This window comes from Schlesneria sphaerica, assembly GCF_044336245.1.
Taxonomy (GTDB): Bacteria; Planctomycetota; Planctomycetia; order Planctomycetales; family Planctomycetaceae; genus Schlesneria; species Schlesneria sphaerica.
The window spans coordinates 2951395-2971446 of sequence record NZ_CP172346.1 but is presented as its reverse complement, the minus strand read 5'-3'; the positions used below and the strand labels follow the sequence as shown (position 1 = coordinate 2971446).

The 20052-nt window shown below is 58.5% G+C and carries 12 protein-coding genes; 5 read left to right on the top strand and 7 right to left on the bottom strand.

The window, feature by feature from the left end:
• Positions 1-234: 234 nt before the first annotated feature.
• The 3 genes from ACGY09_RS10760 to ACGY09_RS10750 all read right to left on the bottom strand — a co-directional run bounded on the left by ACGY09_RS10760 (position 235) and on the right by ACGY09_RS10750 (position 3523).
• The gene (locus ACGY09_RS10760) at positions 235-1374 is read right to left on the bottom strand and encodes a 5-(carboxyamino)imidazole ribonucleotide synthase (RefSeq protein ID WP_397571545.1); all 1140 of its coding nucleotides are present in this window, start codon (positions 1372-1374) and stop codon (positions 235-237) included.
• On the bottom strand, positions 1371-1871 hold the full coding sequence (purE, locus tag ACGY09_RS10755; protein WP_373650246.1) for a 5-(carboxyamino)imidazole ribonucleotide mutase: 501 nt from the start codon (positions 1869-1871) through the stop codon (positions 1371-1373). The genes ACGY09_RS10760 and purE overlap by 4 nt, the downstream gene beginning before the upstream one ends.
• Before the next feature lie 230 nt (positions 1872-2101).
• Positions 2102-3523, bottom strand: a complete 1422-nt coding sequence (locus tag ACGY09_RS10750; RefSeq protein ID WP_397571544.1) for a hypothetical protein — start codon at positions 3521-3523, stop codon at positions 2102-2104.
• A gap of 684 nt (positions 3524-4207) precedes the next feature.
• Between ACGY09_RS10750 and ACGY09_RS10745 the strand changes: the two genes are divergently transcribed.
• The 3 genes from ACGY09_RS10745 to ACGY09_RS10735 all read left to right on the top strand — a co-directional run bounded on the left by ACGY09_RS10745 (position 4208) and on the right by ACGY09_RS10735 (position 13105).
• Complete coding sequence (locus ACGY09_RS10745; protein WP_397571543.1) at positions 4208-4978, top strand: HpcH/HpaI aldolase/citrate lyase family protein; 771 nt, start codon at positions 4208-4210, stop codon at positions 4976-4978.
• A gap of 243 nt (positions 4979-5221) precedes the next feature.
• Positions 5222-5884, top strand: a complete 663-nt coding sequence (locus ACGY09_RS10740; RefSeq protein WP_397571542.1) for an HAD family hydrolase — start codon at positions 5222-5224, stop codon at positions 5882-5884.
• A 141-nt stretch (positions 5885-6025) separates the two neighbouring features.
• Positions 6026-13105 (top strand): beta-ketoacyl synthase N-terminal-like domain-containing protein, encoded by a 7080-nt coding sequence (locus tag ACGY09_RS10735; RefSeq protein WP_397571541.1) that lies wholly within the window; start codon positions 6026-6028, stop codon positions 13103-13105.
• 404 nt (positions 13106-13509) lie between these two features.
• On the opposite strand, the gene clpP is transcribed toward ACGY09_RS10735, so the two are convergent.
• Entirely contained in the window at positions 13510-14118 is a 609-nt protein-coding gene (gene clpP, locus ACGY09_RS10730; protein WP_373650252.1) for an ATP-dependent Clp endopeptidase proteolytic subunit ClpP, read from the bottom strand.
• 140 nt (positions 14119-14258) lie between these two features.
• Positions 14259-14885 (bottom strand): ATP-dependent Clp protease proteolytic subunit, encoded by a 627-nt coding sequence (locus tag ACGY09_RS10725; protein ID WP_373650253.1) that lies wholly within the window; start codon positions 14883-14885, stop codon positions 14259-14261.
• 469 nt (positions 14886-15354) lie between these two features.
• Here ACGY09_RS10725 and ACGY09_RS10720 point away from each other — a divergent pair, with 469 nt between their 5' ends.
• Positions 15355-16173: a segregation and condensation protein A gene (locus ACGY09_RS10720; protein ID WP_397571540.1), complete on the top strand. Its 819-nt coding sequence runs from the start codon at positions 15355-15357 to the stop codon at positions 16171-16173.
• Positions 16174-16266: 93 nt separating this feature from the next.
• On the opposite strand, the gene ACGY09_RS10715 is transcribed toward ACGY09_RS10720, so the two are convergent.
• Together ACGY09_RS10715 and ACGY09_RS10710 are read right to left on the bottom strand one after the other, a co-directional pair.
• The gene (locus ACGY09_RS10715) at positions 16267-18426 is read right to left on the bottom strand and encodes a serine/threonine protein kinase (RefSeq protein WP_397571539.1); all 2160 of its coding nucleotides are present in this window, start codon (positions 18424-18426) and stop codon (positions 16267-16269) included.
• Positions 18423-19031, bottom strand: a complete 609-nt coding sequence (locus ACGY09_RS10710; protein ID WP_397571538.1) for a sigma-70 family RNA polymerase sigma factor — start codon at positions 19029-19031, stop codon at positions 18423-18425. Before ACGY09_RS10710 ends, ACGY09_RS10715 begins: the two co-directional genes overlap by 4 nt.
• Positions 19032-19353: 322 nt before the next feature.
• Between ACGY09_RS10710 and ACGY09_RS10705 the strand changes: the two genes are divergently transcribed.
• Entirely contained in the window at positions 19354-19914 is a 561-nt protein-coding gene (locus tag ACGY09_RS10705) for a Crp/Fnr family transcriptional regulator (protein WP_373650258.1), read from the top strand.
• The last annotated feature ends 138 nt before the right edge of the window (positions 19915-20052 follow it).

The following is a 20052-nucleotide window of genomic DNA, read 5'->3' as shown; positions in this document are numbered from 1 at the left end:
CGGAATTGTCTCGATCCGCGAACTGCAAGAGGACATCTCGAGGCGCTCTTCAGGTTCGGATCACGACAACCCCGGATCCAGGCGTCGCGAGAAATCGGCTTCCCACCGGTGTCACCCAGGCCGTTTCCGGCTTTCATCAGGAACTCCGTCTGGCCCCGAAATCATAGCGGTTTGGCAGGTTCGTACAATTTCGGTCGCTCCCCCGGAGGGGGGAGCGTGGCAGGGGGGCCCGATTCAGCGGAACTTCAATGCCGCACGGGCCTGCTTTGCGGTCTGTTCGGCTTCGTGCACAGTCGGAGCCAGCACGGTGAGGTGCCCCATCTTTCGCCCCGGTCGCGGATCCTGCTTGCCATACAGATGCAGCTTCAAATTGGGATGCCGCAACGCCGCCGTCCAGTTTGGTTCGCCGCTGTCCCAGACATCGCCCAGGAGATTCGCCATGGCCGAGGGAGACCGGAGCTCACCGGACCCCAGCGGCAGCCCGCAGATGGCCCGCACCTGTTGTTCAAACTGGCACGTGACATGGGCGTCGATCGTCAAGTGGCCCGAGTTGTGTGGACGGGGTGCTGTCTCGTTAATCAGTAATTGCTGATTTTTTGTGAGAAAGAACTCGACGCACATCACACCGACCACGTTCAGTCGATCAAGCACCGCACGTGTGATCTCGATTGCATCGGCCGCAACGGAACCGGGGACCAGCAGCGGGCAGACGGAAATGTCCAGAATGTGATTGCTGTGGACGTTTCCGATCGGGCCATAGCTGACAAACTGTCCGTCGAGACCCCGGGCGGCGACAACTGACAGCTCGCCTTCAAAATCGATAAACTTCTCGAGAATTGCCTGAGGAGCGTTCAGTTTGGCCCAGGCCGCCGGAAGTTCGTCTTCAGACCGAACGACGACCTGACCTTTGCCGTCATATCCCCAGTCCGCTGTCTTGAAGACCCCCGGCAATCCCTGCTGCTTCGCCGCCGCTTCCAGTTCCTCGAGCGATCGCACCAGTGTGAAGGGGGTGACGGGGAGACCGGCCTCTTTGAGGGCGGATTTTTCCCGATATCGATTCTGGGAGGTGTGCAGTACGGACCCGTCCGGGCGAACGGGACAGTACTTGCGGCAGACTTCGGTTGTTTCCGAGGGGACATTCTCGAACTCGAACGAGACGACGCTGACGCCGCGCGCAAATTCAGCGACCCGATCAAGGTCCTGATAGTCACAGCGGACTTCGACGTCTGCGACTTGCCCTGTCGGCGTTTCCGTGTCGGGAGAAAGGACATGGACGCGGTAGCCCAGGCGTCGTGCGGCAATGGTAAACATGCGGCCGAGTTGGCCACTTCCCAGCATTCCCAGCGTGGCACCGGGCAGAATCGGATTCGTCATGGAAGTGAATCTCCCAGTACCCGGTCGCGTTGACGGGTTTGAAAGTCGTGCAGTCGGGCTCGGAGTTCCGGACGGGTTGTGGCGAGGATGCGGACTGCCAGCAATCCCGCATTTTTGGCACCCGCCTCACCGATCGCCAGTGTTCCCACGGGGATTCCGCCGGGCATTTGCACGATGGACAGAAGCGAATCCATGCCGTTCAGTGCACGACTCTGCACGGGAACACCCAAAACGGGAAGGACCGTCTGCGAGGCGACCATGCCGGGAAGATGCGCTGCCCCGCCGGCCCCGGCGATGATCACTTCCAGGCCCGCCGATTCGGCCGATCTGGCGTAATCATTCATCAATTCAGGAGTTCGGTGAGCTGAAACAATCCGACATTCATGAGGAACTTCGAATTCCTGCAGCAGTTCCGCAGCGTGCCGCATCGTTTCCCAATCGGATTTGCTTCCCATGATCACCCCAACCAGTGGTGAAGGGGGACTGGAATCGGCCATCGAATCTCCTGTCGTTGCAAAGGAACCAGTTCGGCGAGGGCACAAAATACGGCCGCCGAACCGTCATGTTGGCGATTCCTCGCACAAGTTCAAGCAGCAATCGCTGAAACGGTCCTTCAGGGGCTGACGAGATCTACGGTGAGGCGCGACTGGCAGGGCCGATTTCAGCCTGACAGCGGTGTTTATTGCAACTTGCCACCAGCCAATAAAAGTATCTGTCTCGTTCGCGGCTATCCCGATGTCGCCGTCGGTTCCACGACCGACTTTTCAAACGGCTTGGGATCGATGGTGGCATGCAGGATTTTCAATTGAATGTTGATCTTCAGGCCGTCGCAGCGCTGGTGGATGATTTCGGGCATTCCGCTGAACAGCAGTGACGAATTCTCCTGGGTGTAGTAGCCCCCGATCATGCTGACTAAGCCCAGCAGGTCGCTGCAGAGGCTGAGGTACAGGAGATGGTCCCTGCGTGTTCTGGAATCATGCACGCCGAGGACATCTTTCGAGCTTTGATGGATACTGATCAGACTGACCAGTGAATTGAGTTCATGGAACCGCTTGCGATACGCCAGCATCTCCAGTCCCGTCAGGGCGAGAAACGCCAGCACAAGATTGATAATGATCCCCAGGAAGGCGTCGACCCCCTGAAAGAGTTCGCTCGTCTCACTGAGGCTGGGCTCATACTGGCCGGATGACATCGGGGTCTGCTCCCCGTCCAGCAGGTGACTTGCCGCCGCCAGCATGCGAGGTGTGATATCCTTGCGGGCGACGAGGTACGTTTTGACGGCATATGTGGCGACCGGTTGTTCCGGAAAGGGGGGAATGCTGAGAAGATATCCGGCCGGGATCGTGTGCGGGCTGAGATAGTCTAATTGAGCGACGCGGGCTCCCAGGTCGGGCGATGCGAGCACAAACCCCGCTTCTGAGAGTCGTTCTGCCGCTGTCAGGGCCTGCGGATCGGCGGGGTCCTTGACGACGAACACCGCATCGATGTCCTCGGACAGCGGAGACGCTTCATCGCCCGAAAGCAATTTCCAGCGATGGACAAACTCGATTTGTGAGTCGAGTCGCCAGGCACGAAGAAAATCTTTTGCGACGGTATGACTGCCCGCTCCTTCGACAGACGTGAGAACTCGCTTGATGGCTCCGAAGTGCGGAATGGATCGACGCACGAACCACAGAACCAGTTCCGGGTTACTCGTTTGGAACCGGGGAAGTTCTGCGGGAATTTCGACGCCCCCCTGAATGAATCCCAGATCGACCTCACCAGCAGAAACTTTCTGGACGGCTTCTCGCGATCCCGGTACGACCTCCTCGGTAAACCGGATTCGATCATCCTGCTGCATGCGGGATTTCAGTGCCTGAAAGTCCCGATCGGGGAGTGCGATTTTGAGGGTGGTCGTGCGAAAGAACTCAATGTAAATCCAGACGATCAACAGCAGTAACGCGATTGCCAGGAACGCGGCGGGGAGTCGGTGTACTCCGAAAGGACGCCTTAATTGTTGAGCGACATGTTCTGCGTCACGCGCCGCCGTGGCGACGCCTGCCGCCAGACTTCGTAGTCCGGCATGATCGGGAAGTTCGCGTTCAACTCGAAGTCGTACATCTTCGGCATTCTGAACGACGGGCCCGATTCTCAGACGTAGCCTGCTCACACATTACTCCCGCTATGTAGACGCGTTCATCGGTCTGATCATACTGATCGCCATGCTGACAGGGCGGCTGTGATAGTGACAGAGGTGATTCGGATCTTCCAGCGTTATGCTCGAGTTGACACTTGGATGAACGTGAGCAATGGAGTGCGGATCATGCTTTCGCAGGTTTCCGCTTGAGAAAGTTCAGAAGAAGGTCGTCGTTGTTTTACTGAATCGCGCTACGTGGAGCTTCCGGATGGACCCGTTTTCTCTCTTCAATGGTTTGGAAGCTGCGTTCTGGATCACGATCGGCGCTGCTCTTTTCATTCGCAGTCGGGGACCAAGTCGAAATCAGCACCTGGGACGTGTGGCCGCAGTCTGGTTCCTGCTGTTTGGCATTTCTGACATCTTCGAAATCTTTACGGGCGCGTGGTGGCGTCCGTGGCCGCTCCTTGCTGCTGAAAGGGAACTGCGTGATCGCATTAACCTGGTGCGGTATCAACTACCTGAGTCGAAATCGTGCACGGGGACGGTCCCACTAAGTTTCAGGAGCAGACCGTGGGCGGAGGTTGAAGCGAGGCCAGCAATCTGCTCTCGCAATTCGTTTGTTGGGGTTGTGCGACTCCGTAACGAAACGGGTAGGATAACTCCCTTTTCATCCCTTCCCCTGAGTGATGATTCTGTCTCCCCTATAAAGGAACGCAGATGCTGGCGAATCCGGTCAAAAAGTGTGTGGCAACGGGCGGTGTCTCGGTTGGGACGATGATGTTTGAGTTTAATACGACCGGAATCGGTCGGATTGCCGCTAATGCCGGGGCCGAGTTCGCTGTCTATGACATGGAACACACGGGATGGGATATTGAGTCCATCCGCATGCTGATTGCCACGACGCCGAAACCGAAGCTGGTTCCTATCGTTCGCATTCCCACGACGCAGTATCACTTCGTTTCGCGGGTGCTGGACACGGGGGCGATGGGAGTGATGGCTCCGATGGTCGAATCGGCAGAGGAGGCTCGGTTGCTCGTGCAGTCAGCGAAGTACCCCCCGATCGGACGACGTGGTGCCGCATTTTCGATTGCTCATGATGACTACAAGAATGATTCGATTGCGGAAGTGGTTCGTTCCGCCAACGCCGAAGTGCTGATCATCGCCCAGATCGAAACCGCTGCGGGTCTGGACAACCTTGATGAAATTGCCGCCGTTCCCGAACTCGATTGCCTGTGGATCGGACTCTACGATCTGGCGAATTCCCTGGGATTGCCGGGGCAGATGCAGCATCCCCGCATCCTCGATGCCATCGACCGGGTCCTGGCTGCCTGCGAGCGGAACCGAAAGGTCCCCGCTGTGCTGGTGACCAGTGTGGAAGAGGGACGGGCCCAGATTCAACGGGGATTTCGACTGGTTGCGTTTGGGGGTGATGTCTGGATTTACCAGTCGGCGCTGACGCAGGGGTTGGCGGCCGTGCGTGCGCCTTGAATCGTGGACGTTCACAGGTCACCCAACTAAACTTCGTGCTCAGAGTCCTCATCCTGATTCAACGGCCGATCCATCGGGACCGGCTGAACAAGTCAGTGTGCTTCTGAACTCACGCGCGAGCCCTCGTTGCGACGTGCCTGGCATGAGCGACATGGCTTGCAGGCGGATTCTGCTTTTGAAATGAGCTTGCCCCCTGCTGGCCAGGGTCGGCCGAGAGTACTTTGCTGGAACTTCAAGAACGCTATGACTGAGACGATTCCCCAGATTCAGGCCGTTTGTTTCGACCTGGATGGGTTGATGTTTAATACGGAAGATGTCTTCTACGTTTCTGCCGATGTTCTGCTGCAACGTCGCGGACTGAGAATGTCCAAAGGAGCGATGGATGCGATGCTCGGTCTGCGTCCGCTGGAGTCGCTAACGGCGTTTCGAGATTACATGAAGCTCAACGAAGAACCGGCGGATCTGCTGGCGGAATCTCGTGTGATCTTTCACGAAATGCTGAACGAACACCTCCGGCCGATGCCCGGCCTGTACGACTTATTAAATCTGATTGAATCCCGAAAGCTGCCCAAGGGAGTGGCGACGTCCTCGCCCCGGGATTATCTGGACGACATCTTCGAGCGATTCCAACTGGGACACCGTTTCCCTGTGAAACTGACGGCGGAAAGCGTGACTCACGGAAAGCCGAATCCCGAGATCTATCTCAAGGCGGCGGAACTGCTCGGTGTCCAACCTGAAAATATGCTGGTGCTGGAAGATTCGGGGACCGGTTCCCGCGCCGCCGCGGCCGCCGGAGCCTTTATCGTTTCTGTGCCGCATGATCACACGGCCAGCCATGACTTCAGTCGATCGAAGCATATCGCCAAGGGGTTGAATGATCCCTTCATCTGGAACCTGCTGTCCTAGCTGGATTTCGGACTGCCGCAGGGACTTTACCCGTGGCGGCTGTGAAAACTGGTCGAAACCCGTGGCTTGCGGTGGTTGGTCCGATTATCATGCTGGTTTGCCTACCTTGTGAAAATTGCTCAAACTGAAGTCTCCTACGTTATGCCGCCGACAGACCGTTCTGAACGTATCGCAATTGTCGGTGTTGGCGGGGTATTTCCGGGGGGCTCGAACCTCGACAAGTTCTGGCAGAACATCGCTGACGGGGTCGATACGGGGCGGTCCGTCCCCCCGGATCGCTGGTTCCTCGACCCGGCCAAAGCGGTCGACAAAGAGGGGCCGAAGCCGGATCGCGTTTACTCTGACTGGGGCTGCTTCGTCGAAGGCTTTCAGTTTGATCCCGAGGGACTGCGACTCGATCCAGCGTTGCTCCGTCAACTCGACCCCCTGTTTCATCTGGGCCTTCACGCCGCCCGCGCTGCTTTTCGAGATGCACGCGAGCTGGGTGGCACGGAACGCTCACGGGTCGGCGTGATTCTGGGGAACATTGTTCTTCCCACGGAATCGACCTCGGCGCTCTGCCGGGATGTGCTGGGGCGAACTCTGTTCGAACGAATTGTCGAGGCCGCAGCCGTTCCGGACGGGCGGCAAGATGAATTGAAGCAGGGGTCGGCGAAACTCGTCGCGGCGGGGAACTGGCATCCGTTGAACCGTCTGGCGGCGAGTCTGCCGGCCGTGTTGATTGCGGAAGGCCTGGGGCTGGGAGGTCCCGCGTATACGCTGGATGCCGCCTGTGCGTCGTCGCTTTATGCATTGAAATTTGCCTGTGAGGAACTGCTGGCGGGTCGTGCCGATGCCATGCTTGCCGGAGGGATGTCGCGACCCGATTGCCAATACACGCAGATGGGCTTCGCGCAGTTGAAAGCCCTCTCCCGTCGCGGACGGTGTGCTCCGCTCAGCTCTGCCGCAGACGGTCTGGTCGTGGGAGAAGGGGCGGGGGTCTTTGTCCTCAAACGCCTCTCTGACGCGGTTGCCGCGGGCGACCACATTTATGGCGTGATCGCCGGGATCGGTCTGTCGAACGATCGCGGCGCAAACCTGCTCGCACCTCACTCTGAGGGCCAACTCCGTGCGATGCGGTCTGCTTACGAGCAGGCAGGCTGGCGTCCGAGCGACGTCGATTTGATCGAGTGCCACGCAACAGGGACGCCGGTCGGTGATGGTGTGGAGATCGACAGTCTGCATCAGTTGTGGGCCGACGAGACCTCGTCCCCCGGCCAGTGCGTTATCGGGGGCGTCAAATCGAACGTTGGTCACCTGTTGACGGGGGCCGGTGCCGCCGGACTGATGAAAGTTCTGTACGCTTTCCGTCACGAGACGCTCCCACCGACGGCCAATTTTCAGCAGCCTGCGGCAGGACTGGCCCGGTCCGGCAGCCCGTTCCGTGTGCTGAGTCGTGCCGAACCCTGGCCACGGCGAACAGCGGACGTCCGTGGTACTGTGGGGGCTACCACCGGCATCACCCCTCGTCGTGCCACGATCAATGCCTTTGGCTTTGGCGGTATTAACGCGCATGTGCTGATTGAAGAGTATTGCGGACCGCATCATTCCAACATGATGACGCGGGTACTCGTTCCCGCGTCTCCGGCACAGCGACCCAACTCCACGGCAGACCGCTCGCTATCGCCGGCGCAGGATCTCGACATTGCCATCGTCGGGGTGGCCAGTTCCCGGGGTCTCCTCGCAACCGGGGGTCTCCCTGCAACGCAGAGTAATAGATCGGATTCACTCGCTTCGGACGACGCCTCAGAGAGAGCGAAATCTCCTTCCGATATCCGAGATTGGGGCGTCACTCACTCGGACTGGTTCCGAAACGAGTTCGCCGGTGCGGCGGAAGAAAGTACGGCAGCGGTGACGTCCGTAGAACTGCCCATGGGCGAGTTCCGTATCCCGCCACTGGAAATGCAGGACATGCTGCCCCAGCAGCAGTTGATGCTCAAGGTCGCCGCAGCAGCCCTGAAGGACGCTGACAGCGTTGCCGATCGTGCTGACCGCAGTCCGTCGGACGCCATCGCGCTTGGCAACGCCACGGGAGTTTTCGTTGGGATCGAACTCGACCCCAATACCACGAATTTTCACTTCCGCTGGTCGATCGAGGAACTGGCCTCGCACTGGGCAACGGCGCTCAACCTTGAGCTGTCGGATGAGGAACTGACGCAATGGACGGCAGAGTTGAAAGACTCGGTCAGTCCCCCCCTGTCGGCCAACCGGGTCATGGGCAACCTGGGGGGGATTGTCGCCAGTCGTCTGGCTCGGGAATTCAATGTAGGGGGACCGAGCTTCACGATTTCCGCCGATGCGAATTCCGGACTGCGGGCGTGTGCCGTAGCGGCCCAGAGTTTGCGCCGAGGTGAACTCGATCGAGCAGTCGTCGGGGCGGTTGATCTGGTCTGTGACATCCGTCATCGAGTGGCGGTCCTGCGGGAACGGAAGCAGAATGGCGACGGCGGCAATCCGGCGTTTGTGGATAGTGCGACGGCATTTGTTCTCAAGCGACGTGAAGATGCCGTACGAGACGGGGATCACATCCATGCGATCCTCTCGCGAATCGAAACGGATCCCGGGGAAATTGGACAGCTCTTCCCTGATGGTTCGACACACAGAGGCCATGCCGAACCTCCAGCCGACGGTCGCTCCCCTGCCGACGGTTTGACGGTGGAATCGCCGGCGGGTGCTGCGACAGGATTGCTGAGGCTGTTTACAGCGGTCGAATCGCTTTCCCGGCATGCGATCCCGGAATCTCCGTCGGGTGGCTGGATGCAGAACCGGGTGGAGCAGACTCGACCGATCACGTTGTCGGGTCTGGGCCCGGACGGCCGATCAATCCGACTGGAACTGACCACGGCACCCGGACCCGTTCGCAAAGCGGCTCTTGCCCAGCGGGCTGCTGCTCGTGAAACTCGCGCGGCGTTGCCCGTGGGCCTGTTCGTCATCGACGGGGATTCGGTCGAACAGCTTGAGTCCGGGGTGAATCAACTGAACGAACGCGCGGCGAACGCGAGTTCTGTTGCGACCCTGGCTTCGGACTGGTTTCGATCCCGGCCTCCTCAACCAGAACACCGCTGGGGACTGTCGCTAGTCGTTCGATCGCTGGCGGAAATTCCCGATGTCGCTCGGATTGCCGTCAACGCATTGCGTGACCAGCCCGCCGCTGTCCTGGATCGGCGCGTTCGTTTCACGCGCACACCGCTGGGGACTACGGGGCGACTGGCGTTTGTCTTCCCCGGTTCCGGGAATGCATTCCTCGGGATGGGGCGTGAGCTGCTGAACGCATTTCCGGAGGTGCTGCACCAGCAGTATCTCGAAAATGAACGGTTGCGAGATCAGTACCGTCCCGACCTGATCTGGTTCGGGGATTCAACCGCAGCAGTACTTGAACAGCACAAAGCGATGATCTTTGGGCAGGTGGCCCTGGGAACGGCCGTCTGTGACCTGCTGAATCGTCTGGGTGTCACGCCTGACGCCAGCATCGGTTATAGCCTGGGGGAATCCGCCGCACTCTTCGGGCTGCGGGCCTGGACTGACCGGGACGAGATGTTGCGACGGATGGAACAGGCAACGCTGTTCGGCAGTGATCTGGTCACACCGTTTGAAGCAGCCCGGCGCGCCTGGAATGTTCCTGCTGGTTCGCCCGTTCGCTGGACATCAGGTGTCATCGACCGATCGGCGGCAGTGGTTCAGGCGGCGATCCAGAACCTGTCACACGATCAGGGACGACCTGGTTCGTCTACTGCCGACGCATCAGGGGCACGGGTTTATCTGCTGATCGTGAACACCCCGCAACAATGTGTGATCGGTGGGGAAACAGATGGTGTCGAACGACTTGTCCGGGATCTGGGCGGAACTTTCGTTCCGTTTGCAGCACCGAGTACCGTTCACTGTCCGATCCTGCGGCAAGTCGAAGAAGCCTATCGGGCACTACACCTCATGCAGACGACGGTTCCTCTGGTGAAGCGGCCTCGAATTGGCACCGCTCATTACGAGCAACCGATCGATTTCTACAGCACGGCGTGGGGCCGGAAATACGAACTGAGCCGGGAATCGGCCGCCGAGGCCATTGTGGCGCAGGCCGTCAATACCATCGATTTCCCGCGGGTGGTCGAGCAGGCCTATTCGGATGGCGTCCGCCTGTTCGTGGAGATTGGTCCGGGAAGTTCGTGCACGCGGATGATCGATGAGATCCTGAGCGACCGTCCGCATCGTGCCCTGTCTGCGACCCCCTCGACCGCGTCCCCCCTGGTTGCGTTTTACGAACTTCTGGCTGTGCTGATTGCGGAGCGAATCCCCGTCGAACTGCGGTTCCTCTACGGCGACGCACGAACGACCGAAGCCACGATCACCAGTCCCTCCCCCACGAAGCGGGGTATTGTGACAGCGGTGGGTGGTTCTCCGTTCTTGGTGCCCAGACCAGCGAAGGGATGGCGAATCCCGCCACGAGCGTCCACTTTTGGAATGAATGTCATGACTCAGTTTGATGATATGGTGGCCGCCCGACTGCGTGCTCATGAAACCTATCTGCGTGTGACCGCGGAAGCTCAGCGGATCATGGCGGAACAGTTGGCGCTCTTCACCCGGATTGCTGCGGGCGAACAAGTTGCCTCGCCCGATCTCGTCGCGGGGCCGACGGTCTCCGATCCGGTGGAACCAGTGGAACCAGTCGCGCCGAATGCTGCGCCGCCTGTTGAAGAGTTGCCGCCGACTCCGCTGGTGGCCCCTCGCTCGCTGAACCGGGCGCAGTGCATGGAATACGCTATTGGCAAGATTGGTCGGGTGCTGGGACCGCAGTTCGCTCCGATCGATGAATTCCCGACGCGCGTCCGGTTGCCGGACGAACCGCTGATGCTCGCTGATCGGATGCTGGAAATTGAAGGCGAACCACTGTCGATGACATCAGGCCGTGTCGTGACCGAGCACGACATCCATGAAGGGGCCTGGTATCTCGACTGCAACCGCATTCCCACGTGTATTGCGGTCGAAGCGGGACAGGCGGACCTGTTCCTGTCAGGGTGGCTGGGAATTGATTTTCAGACCAAGGGCCTGGCCAGTTATCGATTGCTCGATGCGGTCGTCACGTTCCATCGAGAGCTGCCCGGTCCCGGAAAAACCATCAATTACAATATCCGCATTCTTCACTTCTTCCGTCAGGGACAGACATATCTGTTCCGCTTCGAGTTTGACGCGACGGTGGAAGGAGAACCGCTGCTGACGATGCGGGAAGGTTGCGCGGGGTTCTTCACCGCTGCCGAACTGAATAGCGGGAAAGGGATCATCCACACGGCTCTCGATAAGCAGGCACGTCCCGGAAAGTGGACCGGCAACTGGAAGGAACTGGTACCGCTCGCACGCGAAAGCTTCTCCGACGCTCAGTTGCTGGCCCTGCGGAGAGGGGATCTTGCCGCTTGCTTCGGTGCTCAGTTCGCACAACTTCCGCTCACGAACCCGGTCACCATTCCTGGTTTGATCCGATCAGCGTCAGCGGGGGCTGACGAACGCTCGAAGATGTGGCTGGTTGACCGCATTCTTCAGATCGAGCCGACCGGCGGGAAGTTCGGCATGGGAACGATCCTGGGCGAACTGGATATTCATCCGGATGACTGGTTTCTGACGTGTCACTTCTGTGACGATCAGGTGATGCCGGGAACGCTGATGTATGAATGCTGCATGCATACACTGCGGATCCTGCTGCTGCGAATGGGTTGGCTGGGTGAAGCGGACCAGATCGTGTATGAGCCGATTCCCGGCGTCCGCAGCCGCTTGAAATGCCGCGGTCAGGTTCTCGCGACCACAAAGAAGGTCTGGTACGAGATCACGCTGAAGGAAGTCGGCTACCGAGACTTTGACGCAGCCAGCGGTGCCCCGGGTGTCCCCTCGGAATCGTCGAGTCCCACCGCGACCCCGTACTGCCTTGCCGATGCCTTGATGTATGCGGACGGGAAACCGATCGTCGAAATTACCGACATGTCCGTAAGGATGTCGGGCCTGACGCGGGAGTTCATTGAGCGACTGTGGAGTTCCGCAGCGGCGCGTGGCGAAAAGGGCGTTGTCATTTCCTCACAGAAATTTACGCCTCGCTACGATCGCCGCCCTGCACTGTTTGACACCGACCGAATCACCGCGTTCGCCGTTGGTAAGCCGTCAGAAGCCTTTGGGGACCGCTACCAGGTCTTCGACGCGGAACGAGTCATTGCCAGACTTCCGGGACCACCGTTCCAATTCCTGGACCGCATTGTCGCGATCAGTGACTGTGAGCAGTGGGTGCTGAACCCAGGCGGAGTCGTCGTCGCTCAGTACGACGTTCCTCCCGATGAATGGTACTTCCAGTCGAACCGTCAGCGGCGAATGCCATTCGCTGTCCTGCTGGAAACAGCCCTGCAGCCATGTGGCTGGCTGGCCGCCTACGTCGGCTCTGCGCTCACCAGCGACACGGATATCTCGTTCAGAAACCTCGGTGGGACGGCAACACAATACCGGGATGTGACCCCCGCATCGGGAACGCTCACGACGACTGTGAAAATGACTCGCGTTTCCAACGCGGGGGGGATGATCATTCAGCACTATGACTTCGATCTTCGCTGTGACGATCAGCCTGTCTATGTCGGGAATACCTACTTTGGATTTTTCTCGCGTGCCTCACTGCTGAATCAGGTGGGGATCCGTGAGGCGAAACCTTTCTCGCCGTCGCCGGACGAGGCGAGTCAGGCCGAACGCTTCGCATATCAGGACCGAGCTCCCTTCGCGGATTCGCAGTTCCAGATGATCGATAACGTTCAAATCTCGCTGCAGAATGGCCCCTACGGTCAGGGCTTCGCCATCGGCACAACCAGGGTGAATCCCGAATCGTGGTTCTTCAAGGCTCACTTCTACCAGGATCCTGTTGTGCCAGGATCGCTGGGGCTGGAATCGTTCTTCCAGTTACTGAAATTCTACGCCGCTCGTCGGTGGAACGCGGGGCCGGATGCGCAGTTCCTGACACCGGTACTCCACGATCCCGCATCCGGGACGAGTGGCAAACACGAATGGGTCTACCGCGGACAAGTGGTGCCACGCGACCAGTTGGTGACCGTGACCGCTGTCATCAAAAGTGTTGACGACCAGCGAAAAACGCTGATTGCGGAAGGCTTCCTGTCGGTGGATGGACGAGTCATCTATCAGATGAAAGAGTTTTCATTGGGCCTCGAGTGACAAAGCTGCCAATGGCACGGCGTCGGAGTCTTCGCAGAAGCGGTGGCTTCTCGTTTTTTTGAAGAGGGTCAGAGCGCACTGCATGCCCGAAGACGGTCATACAGTGGCATTCACTTTGGGTCGGTCCCGGGCACGAGCACGTAGTCACGTCGGTTCGCATGCCACTGGCAAGCGGGAAGAGATCGAAGAAAGAGCCCTCCCTGGCTACTTTGGCCCGCTTCTTCGAGATCATTGACGAACGAGTCATCAAGGGATGGATGGAGGGTGGAAACCCCTGTGCAGGACTTCACCCAGGTCGACTCATTCGAAAAAGCCCCTTCAGCAATCAGGATTCGATCACTGAAGGGGCGTATTAAATACTCGTGATGCGTGAGGTGATTCCCGCCGTCGGGGCGAAAACCCGATTAAGACTGATGCGACGGTGGAACTGGCAATTGTTCAAGAACCGTGTCGATCAAACCGTAGTGGCGAGCCTCTTCGGCCGACATGAAGTTGTCTCGATCGGTGTCCTGTTCAATCTTGTCCAGGGTCTGGCCGGTGTGCTTGAACATCAATTCGTTCATGCGCCGCTTGGTGCGGATGACTTCCTTGGCATGAATTTCGAGTTCGACGGCTGTCCCCTGCATCCCGGCCAGTGGCTGATGGATCATGATGCGGCTATTGGGCAGTGCGAATCGCTTTCCCTTGGTTCCGGCTGTCAGCAGCATCGCACCCATACTGGCGCACTGACCCAGGCAGTACGTCGCGACGTCGCAACTGATGAACTGCATCGTGTCATAGATGGCCATGCCCGAGGTGATCGAACCACCGGGGCTGTTGATGTACATGTGGATGTCGGCCTTGCTGTCTTCGAATTGAAGGTACAGCAATTGAGCGACGATGCTGTTGGAGACATCATCATTGATGGCACTTCCCAGCAGAATGATTCGATCGCGAAGCAAGCGACTGTAGATGTCCATCGCCCGTTCTTCACGGCCGTTTTTTTCAATAACGTAAGGAACAAGTGAAGTCATATCGGGGAACTCGCTGATCGAGGGTGACTGTTTCAGGCGTTACGGATGATTCATCCGGTCGTATCGTTTCCGGTCGAGTCGCACAGGTGATTTCGCCCTCGGCACAAGGGAGAATCAATGCCTTCGTGCGACGTCGGCGATCATTTCGCGGCGGCCAGTTTTGCTTTGGGATTGACCAGAATTTCATCGATCAGTCCGTATTCTTTCGCCTGGTTGGCGTTCATGTAACGGTCGCGACCGGTATCCTTGGCAATCACTTCTACTGGCTGGCCCGTGTGGACAGCGAGAATCTGATTCAAGACTTCGCGGGTCTCGAGGATTTCCTGAGCCTGGATTTCGATGTCGGAAACCTGACCTCCCACTTCGCCATAAGGCTGGTGGATCATCATCTTCGCGTGAGGCAGGATGAATCGCTTGCCTTTGGTTCCACCGGCGACCAGGATGGCGCCGCCGCTGGCTGCCAGACCGACGCAGTACGTTGCCACACTGCACTGCAGGAACTGCATCGTGTCGTAGATCGCCATCGTGGCCGTGACCGAGCCGCCGGGCGAGTTAATGTAAAAATGGACGTCCTGGTGTTTGTTTTCTGACTGCAAGTACAGCAGCTTCATCACGATCAGGTTGGCACTGGCATCGTGGATCGGGCCATCCAGAAAGACGATCCGGTTCTCGAGCAGCAGATCGCCAATGCCCATCTGACGCTGGCGCGCATAGTCGCGTGAAGCATTCACTTGCGGCGACAGAGAACTACGAGACAGATCGAGCATGCAGCATCCTTCGTCAAATTTGGACGGAAAAAGAGAAAAGTTTGACAGTTTCCCATCGCGATGGACTCTTCAAAAGGAAGAGTAGGAATCTGCCCGGCAGCAGGCAAGGCTTGGGGGTTGAATTCCGCACTGTAGCGTAGCACCACAGTGTTGGTGTACTCGACCGGTCGGCGCCAAGGGGAAGTACACTGGAAGGTCCCTCCGGTCAAGATCGGGTCAACAGCCGTGACCCCCTCACCGCCTCCCTCCCATCGACCGCCCCGGATGGGTAGCTCGGTGACTGCATCATTTCATCATTTCAGAGAATGATCCAGGTTGTTTGGGTGGAGCGCGGTGCTTGGGCTGAATGGGTTGCCATGCGAATCCACGGTAACTCTTGAGATTATTCCGTATGTGTCATCCTGTGCTCACTATCACGCCGATAATAAGATCGTGAAACGGAATTCACTCAATTTGAAGGCAGGGGGGAATGGCGGATTACCGAGTACAACTGGATTCCTTCAGCGGTCCGATGGACCTGCTGTTGTACCTGGTCCGCAGGAACGAGGTCGATATTGTCCGCCTGCCGATTGCCAAGATTACATCTCAGTTTCTCGAGTTCCTCGAAGTTCTTCAGTTTCTCGATCTTGACCTGATTGGTGATTTTGTTGTCCTGGCCAGTTCGCTGATCGAAATCAAAAGTCGACAGGTCCTGCCGCGTGCCGAGGAAGAAACGACCGAAGTACCGCTGGCGGACGATCCCTGTAACGAACTGATCGAGCAACTGCTGGAGTATAAAAGGTACAAGGATGCGTCCGTTGCTCTGGAGGAACAGGCTGCGGAGTGGCAGGAACGTTATCCCCGACTGAGTGACGAACGGCCGACCGTCGGCAAAGACCCCAGTGAAGACTCCATCAAAGAGGTGGAACTTTGGGACCTGGTCAGCGCTCTGTCACGCGTGATCCAGAAGAAGGTTGTCGAGTCGACCTCCAGTATTCGTTACGACGACACACCCATCTCGGTTTACATCGACCGGATCGGGGCCAAGGTGCGCGAGAACGGACGAATGGCTTTCAGCGATTTCTTTGAAGGGAGCAACCTTCGCAGCAAGATCGTCGGAATCTTTCTCGCCATTCTGGAACTGTTGCGGCATCACGGTTTTCGAGCCGAGCAGCCCAACGAACGAGGGGAAATCTACGTCCTGCCCCCACTGGAATCACCCGCGGGCGAGTCCGCCCCCGCGTCGCCCACAGCAGAAGAAGCCATTCCGGTCAAAAGTGAAGTCGCCAGCAGTGATGAAACCGACTGAGACGCCGAAGTGGGAAGCCCCGAATCACTGACGCCGACACCGAGTGCGACCGGGTGGTGAGAACTTTTTTGTCCTCAGCGGCAGAAATCTCCCTCAGTCCCGTGGAGGAAATGGGGGAGGGTTTCGTAAGGGGGGGCGATCTTCCCGATGCTGGCCATTGTGCCGAATTCCCGGCGGGCCGAACGGAACCGGAGAGATCAGCGGACCGTGATAGGGTCGGCCCGTCAGCTTTTTCCATCGTTCCAGTTGCTCGGGGGTTAGATAGGCAAGCATCTGTTTCATGGCCGCCTGCAGGCGTATGGCGGTTCTTTCGGGTGGATTTGAACCCGGCTGAAAGCGATGGTCGACGTCTCGCATCGCTTCCATTTCAATTTCGCGATATTTCCGTTTCTGATCGCTGGACAGTTTGAGAGCTCGGACGACGTCGGGCTCACGCAGTCCTTTTGGCCCCTGACACTGCAGGGCAATCTGGGGCAGTCGCTGCAATTGCTGAGGGCTCAAAATCCCAGCCAGCTCAGCTTCGTTTTCCCTCGCGATGTCGAGCTGGCGCTGGCGGTACTCTTCGGGATTGAAATCAGGTCGCCCTCTCGGTCTGCGGCGCTGTCGATTTTCCAGACGGGCGAGCACCTCGGCAAGGCCGGCGCGCTGTTCGGGGGTCGCCTCCAGATCGTCCAGCACGGCACATTCACGCAGCAGGAACGTATGCCGATCCGCCTGAAGAACGGCCAAGTCGGCCAGAATGCCTTTGACCCGGTCTCGGGTACCTTCCAGCTCGTCCTGGGTGCTCAGGCTTTCTCCCCGAAGGTCGATGAACTCCTGATAGTAGGCGAGCGAAGTTTCGAGCAACTGCTTCCGTAATCCATCCTGAAAGGGCATGTCGGAAAGTTCGTCTTCGGCAATACGGATCAGTTCATCGGCAGCACGACGTGCGAGTTGGAAGCGGGCTTCTGCCTCAGCTGCACGTTGTCGCTCACGTCGGTATCCGTAGGCGAGGACCAGTGTGCCGCAGACCAGAAGTGCCAATGTCGTTTTGACGAACGCGGGATGCCGGCGCATCCATTTCCTCAGCTTGTCAAACAGCGTCGGCCGGCGTGCGAGGATCGGGCGTTCCTCGAGAAACCGTGTCAGGTCGGCCGCCATCTCTCCCGCCGTGGCATAGCGCTCAGCGGGGTTCTTGGCGATCGCCTTCAGTACGATCGTCTCCAGTTCAATCGGTATGGCGCGATTCACCTGCTGCGGGGGACGAGGTTCCTCATTGAAGATCTGCTGGAGCAGTGTGGGCCGATCCTGCGCCGCAAAGATGGGTTGCAGGGTCAGCAGCTCATACAAAGTCGCTCCCAGAGAATAAACGTCGGTGCGATGATCGACAGGAACCCGGCGACCCGCTGCCTGTTCGGGACTCATGTATCGCAGGGTCCCGACGAGATCTCCCGTCTGGGTGATTCCCACATCGGCGACGACTTGCGCCAGTCCGAAATCGGTCACCCAGACGGCTCCCTTGGAGTCGAGCAACAGATTTGCGGGTTTAATATCCCGATGAACCACGCCCGCTTCGTGAGCGTAATCAAGAGCTTCTGCAACCTGCTTCGCAATCTGAGCGGCCGAGCGGAACTGCTGGCGGTCGCGTCCGGTTTTTTGCGGGACGCGCAAGTTGGTGTTGGCGACGGTCACCAGAGGCTGATGGACGGCGGTCGTCGCTTCTGTAGGGGGGCGCGGGGACTCGCGCGCGTCGCCGCGCAGTTCCTGAATGACCTCGGCCAGCGAGCGACCGTTGATGAGCTGCATTGCGTAGAAGTGGACTCCCCGGTCACAGCCCACCGCATACACGGGCACGATATTGGAATGGTGAAGTTGTGCAGCGGCCTGAGCTTCGTTCTTAAACCGCTGTAACTGACGGGTGTCGAGGGCAGAGGCGAACGGCAGGACTTTCAATGCAATTCGGCGTCCGAGAGAAAGTTGCACTGCTTCGTAGACGACCCCCATGCCGCCGCGGCCGATTTCCCTCACAATCTGAAAATCGCCAATCGGACTGACGGGAAACTCCGGAAGAGGAGCGACCGGAGGAGCGGAGCGCATCGAATGCGCCAGTTCGATCCCATCGAAACAGTCAGAAAGGGCTTCTGCGAGCTCCGGGTAGAGTCGGAAGTAAGCCTGTCGATCGGGTGTGTGTCCCTGTTCGAGTTCCTTCAGGTAGTTCCGCGAGAGCTCGAGGATTCGGGGATCGTCTTCGATGTTTTCGGAATGCGAGTTCACTGGGTAACCTCGCCAAATTCTTTCTTCAACCGGGTCAGTCCCCGCAGCCAGAGCTTTTCGACGCTGTCCACGGTTTTGCCCATTCGTTCGGCCACTTGCGGGAACGACAGTCCTTCCAAGTGTCGCAGCACCAGCACCGTCTGATAGTCCTCGGGGAGGCGGCTCATCGCTTCCGCGACCTGAAGACTTTGTTCGCCCCGCATGGCTTGATGGCTGGGTGAACTATGACGATCGACGAGCATCTGCTCGAGGGCACAGGTCGATTGATCGAGTCCCACGGCCAGTTCTCGTTCGAGCGTCAGGTTTCGCGCCTGTGTCCCGACGTAACGGCGGACGACGTTAGCGACAGTGCCAGCCAGAATTGTGCGGAGCCATTTCGTCAATTGAGCTTCGGCCGTCCCCTGAAAGTGGGGGAACTGGCGATGGGCCTCCAGGAATGTTTCCTGGACGATGTCTGAAGCATCGACTTTTCCCTGCAGGCGTCGACCGATTTCAATCCGCGCCAGTAACCGCAGATAATTCTGGTAAGACTCGAGCAGGCGACCGAGCGTCGCCTGGTCGCCGGCCTGGGCCTGCTCAATCTCTCGGCGGACATCCGTGGGCATAAAACACCGGCGGGGTGATGTGTGCGTGATTCTTCAGCGTCATTATTCCTGTGGTTGACCAGATAGTCACGATGACAGCGGAAAGACCGCCGCACTTTTTCTCGGTTTCTCGACAGATTGGAGCACCGACACGAAAAAACTGGTCGCACGTACGACGGGTGAGTGCTCACCCAAGTGGGGCGTTCTGATTTAAGTCCCTTGGATGACAACGGTTAATTCAGGTGTTCGTCGCGGGGCCGGTTTGCAAAAGTCCCCTCGCACGCTAATGATAGAACTCAAGTCGAACCCCTGCCGCGCGCACTCGTTTAGCCGGAGCCAAGTCATGTCTCAGATTACGCCTGACGATCTCAAGCAGTTCGAGCTACTGGCGGGCTTTCGCGCAGACGAGCTGGCAGACCTCGCCTCGCGCATGACACTGCTGGAGTATACCGAGGGAGATGTGGTCTTCTCCGCAGGAGACTCGTCCCGTTCGCTCTATCTGATTCTGAGCGGCCGTGTGCAGATCGATCTCATCGGTAACACGGTGGATGAGACCAAACTGGTGGTCCTGGGGCCAAACGAAATCTTTGGCGAGACCACGTTCTTTCATGAGGCCGCTCATAACAACACCGCCTGGTGTCAGGGGCCGACCCGGCTAGCACAACTGACATACGCGACTTATGGACAACTGCTCAAAAGTCATTCGGTGATGGCGTATCACCTGGGTGCCAACGCGGCGCACATTCTTGCCGCGCGACTGCAGGCGACGGACGTCTGGATTCGGGAGGTGCTGGATCGCGATGAGCAGATCCATCGGCGGGAACTTCGCGAACGCTACCATGACGTCTTCCATCCCTCGTTCTCAACTCCGGGTGGATACGTGGGACTCGGGGGAAACTGGTAGTTTCCTGGTCCGTCGAGCCGCTCGTCTCTGACGCTTCATGGCCCGGAATGTCTGTCCGGGGCGATCCGGTGGAGCCCCTTTTTCTTGCTGTTTCTCTGTTCGCGTCGAGTTGCCTCTCGACGCGGTGACAATCCCATT

Excerpts from the sequence above, each read along its gene's own strand:
- ACGY09_RS10720 (WP_397571540.1), top strand. The coding sequence starts at position 15,355 with ATGGCGGATTACCGAGTACAACTGGATTCCTTCAGCGGTCCGATGGAC.
- ACGY09_RS10745 (WP_397571543.1), top strand. The coding sequence starts at position 4,208 with ATGCTGGCGAATCCGGTCAAAAAGTGTGTGGCAACGGGCGGTGTCTCG.
- ACGY09_RS10725 (WP_373650253.1), bottom strand. The coding sequence starts at position 14,885 with ATGCTCGATCTGTCTCGTAGTTCTCTGTCGCCGCAAGTGAATGCTTCA.
- clpP (WP_373650252.1), bottom strand. The coding sequence starts at position 14,118 with ATGACTTCACTTGTTCCTTACGTTATTGAAAAAAACGGCCGTGAAGAA.
- ACGY09_RS10705 (WP_373650258.1), top strand. The coding sequence starts at position 19,354 with ATGTCTCAGATTACGCCTGACGATCTCAAGCAGTTCGAGCTACTGGCG.
- ACGY09_RS10735 (WP_397571541.1), top strand. The coding sequence starts at position 6,026 with ATGCCGCCGACAGACCGTTCTGAACGTATCGCAATTGTCGGTGTTGGC.
- ACGY09_RS10740 (WP_397571542.1), top strand. The coding sequence starts at position 5,222 with ATGACTGAGACGATTCCCCAGATTCAGGCCGTTTGTTTCGACCTGGAT.
- ACGY09_RS10760 (WP_397571545.1), bottom strand. The coding sequence starts at position 1,374 with ATGACGAATCCGATTCTGCCCGGTGCCACGCTGGGAATGCTGGGAAGT.
- purE (WP_373650246.1), bottom strand. The coding sequence starts at position 1,871 with ATGGCCGATTCCAGTCCCCCTTCACCACTGGTTGGGGTGATCATGGGA.
- ACGY09_RS10710 (WP_397571538.1), bottom strand. The coding sequence starts at position 19,031 with ATGCCCACGGATGTCCGCCGAGAGATTGAGCAGGCCCAGGCCGGCGAC.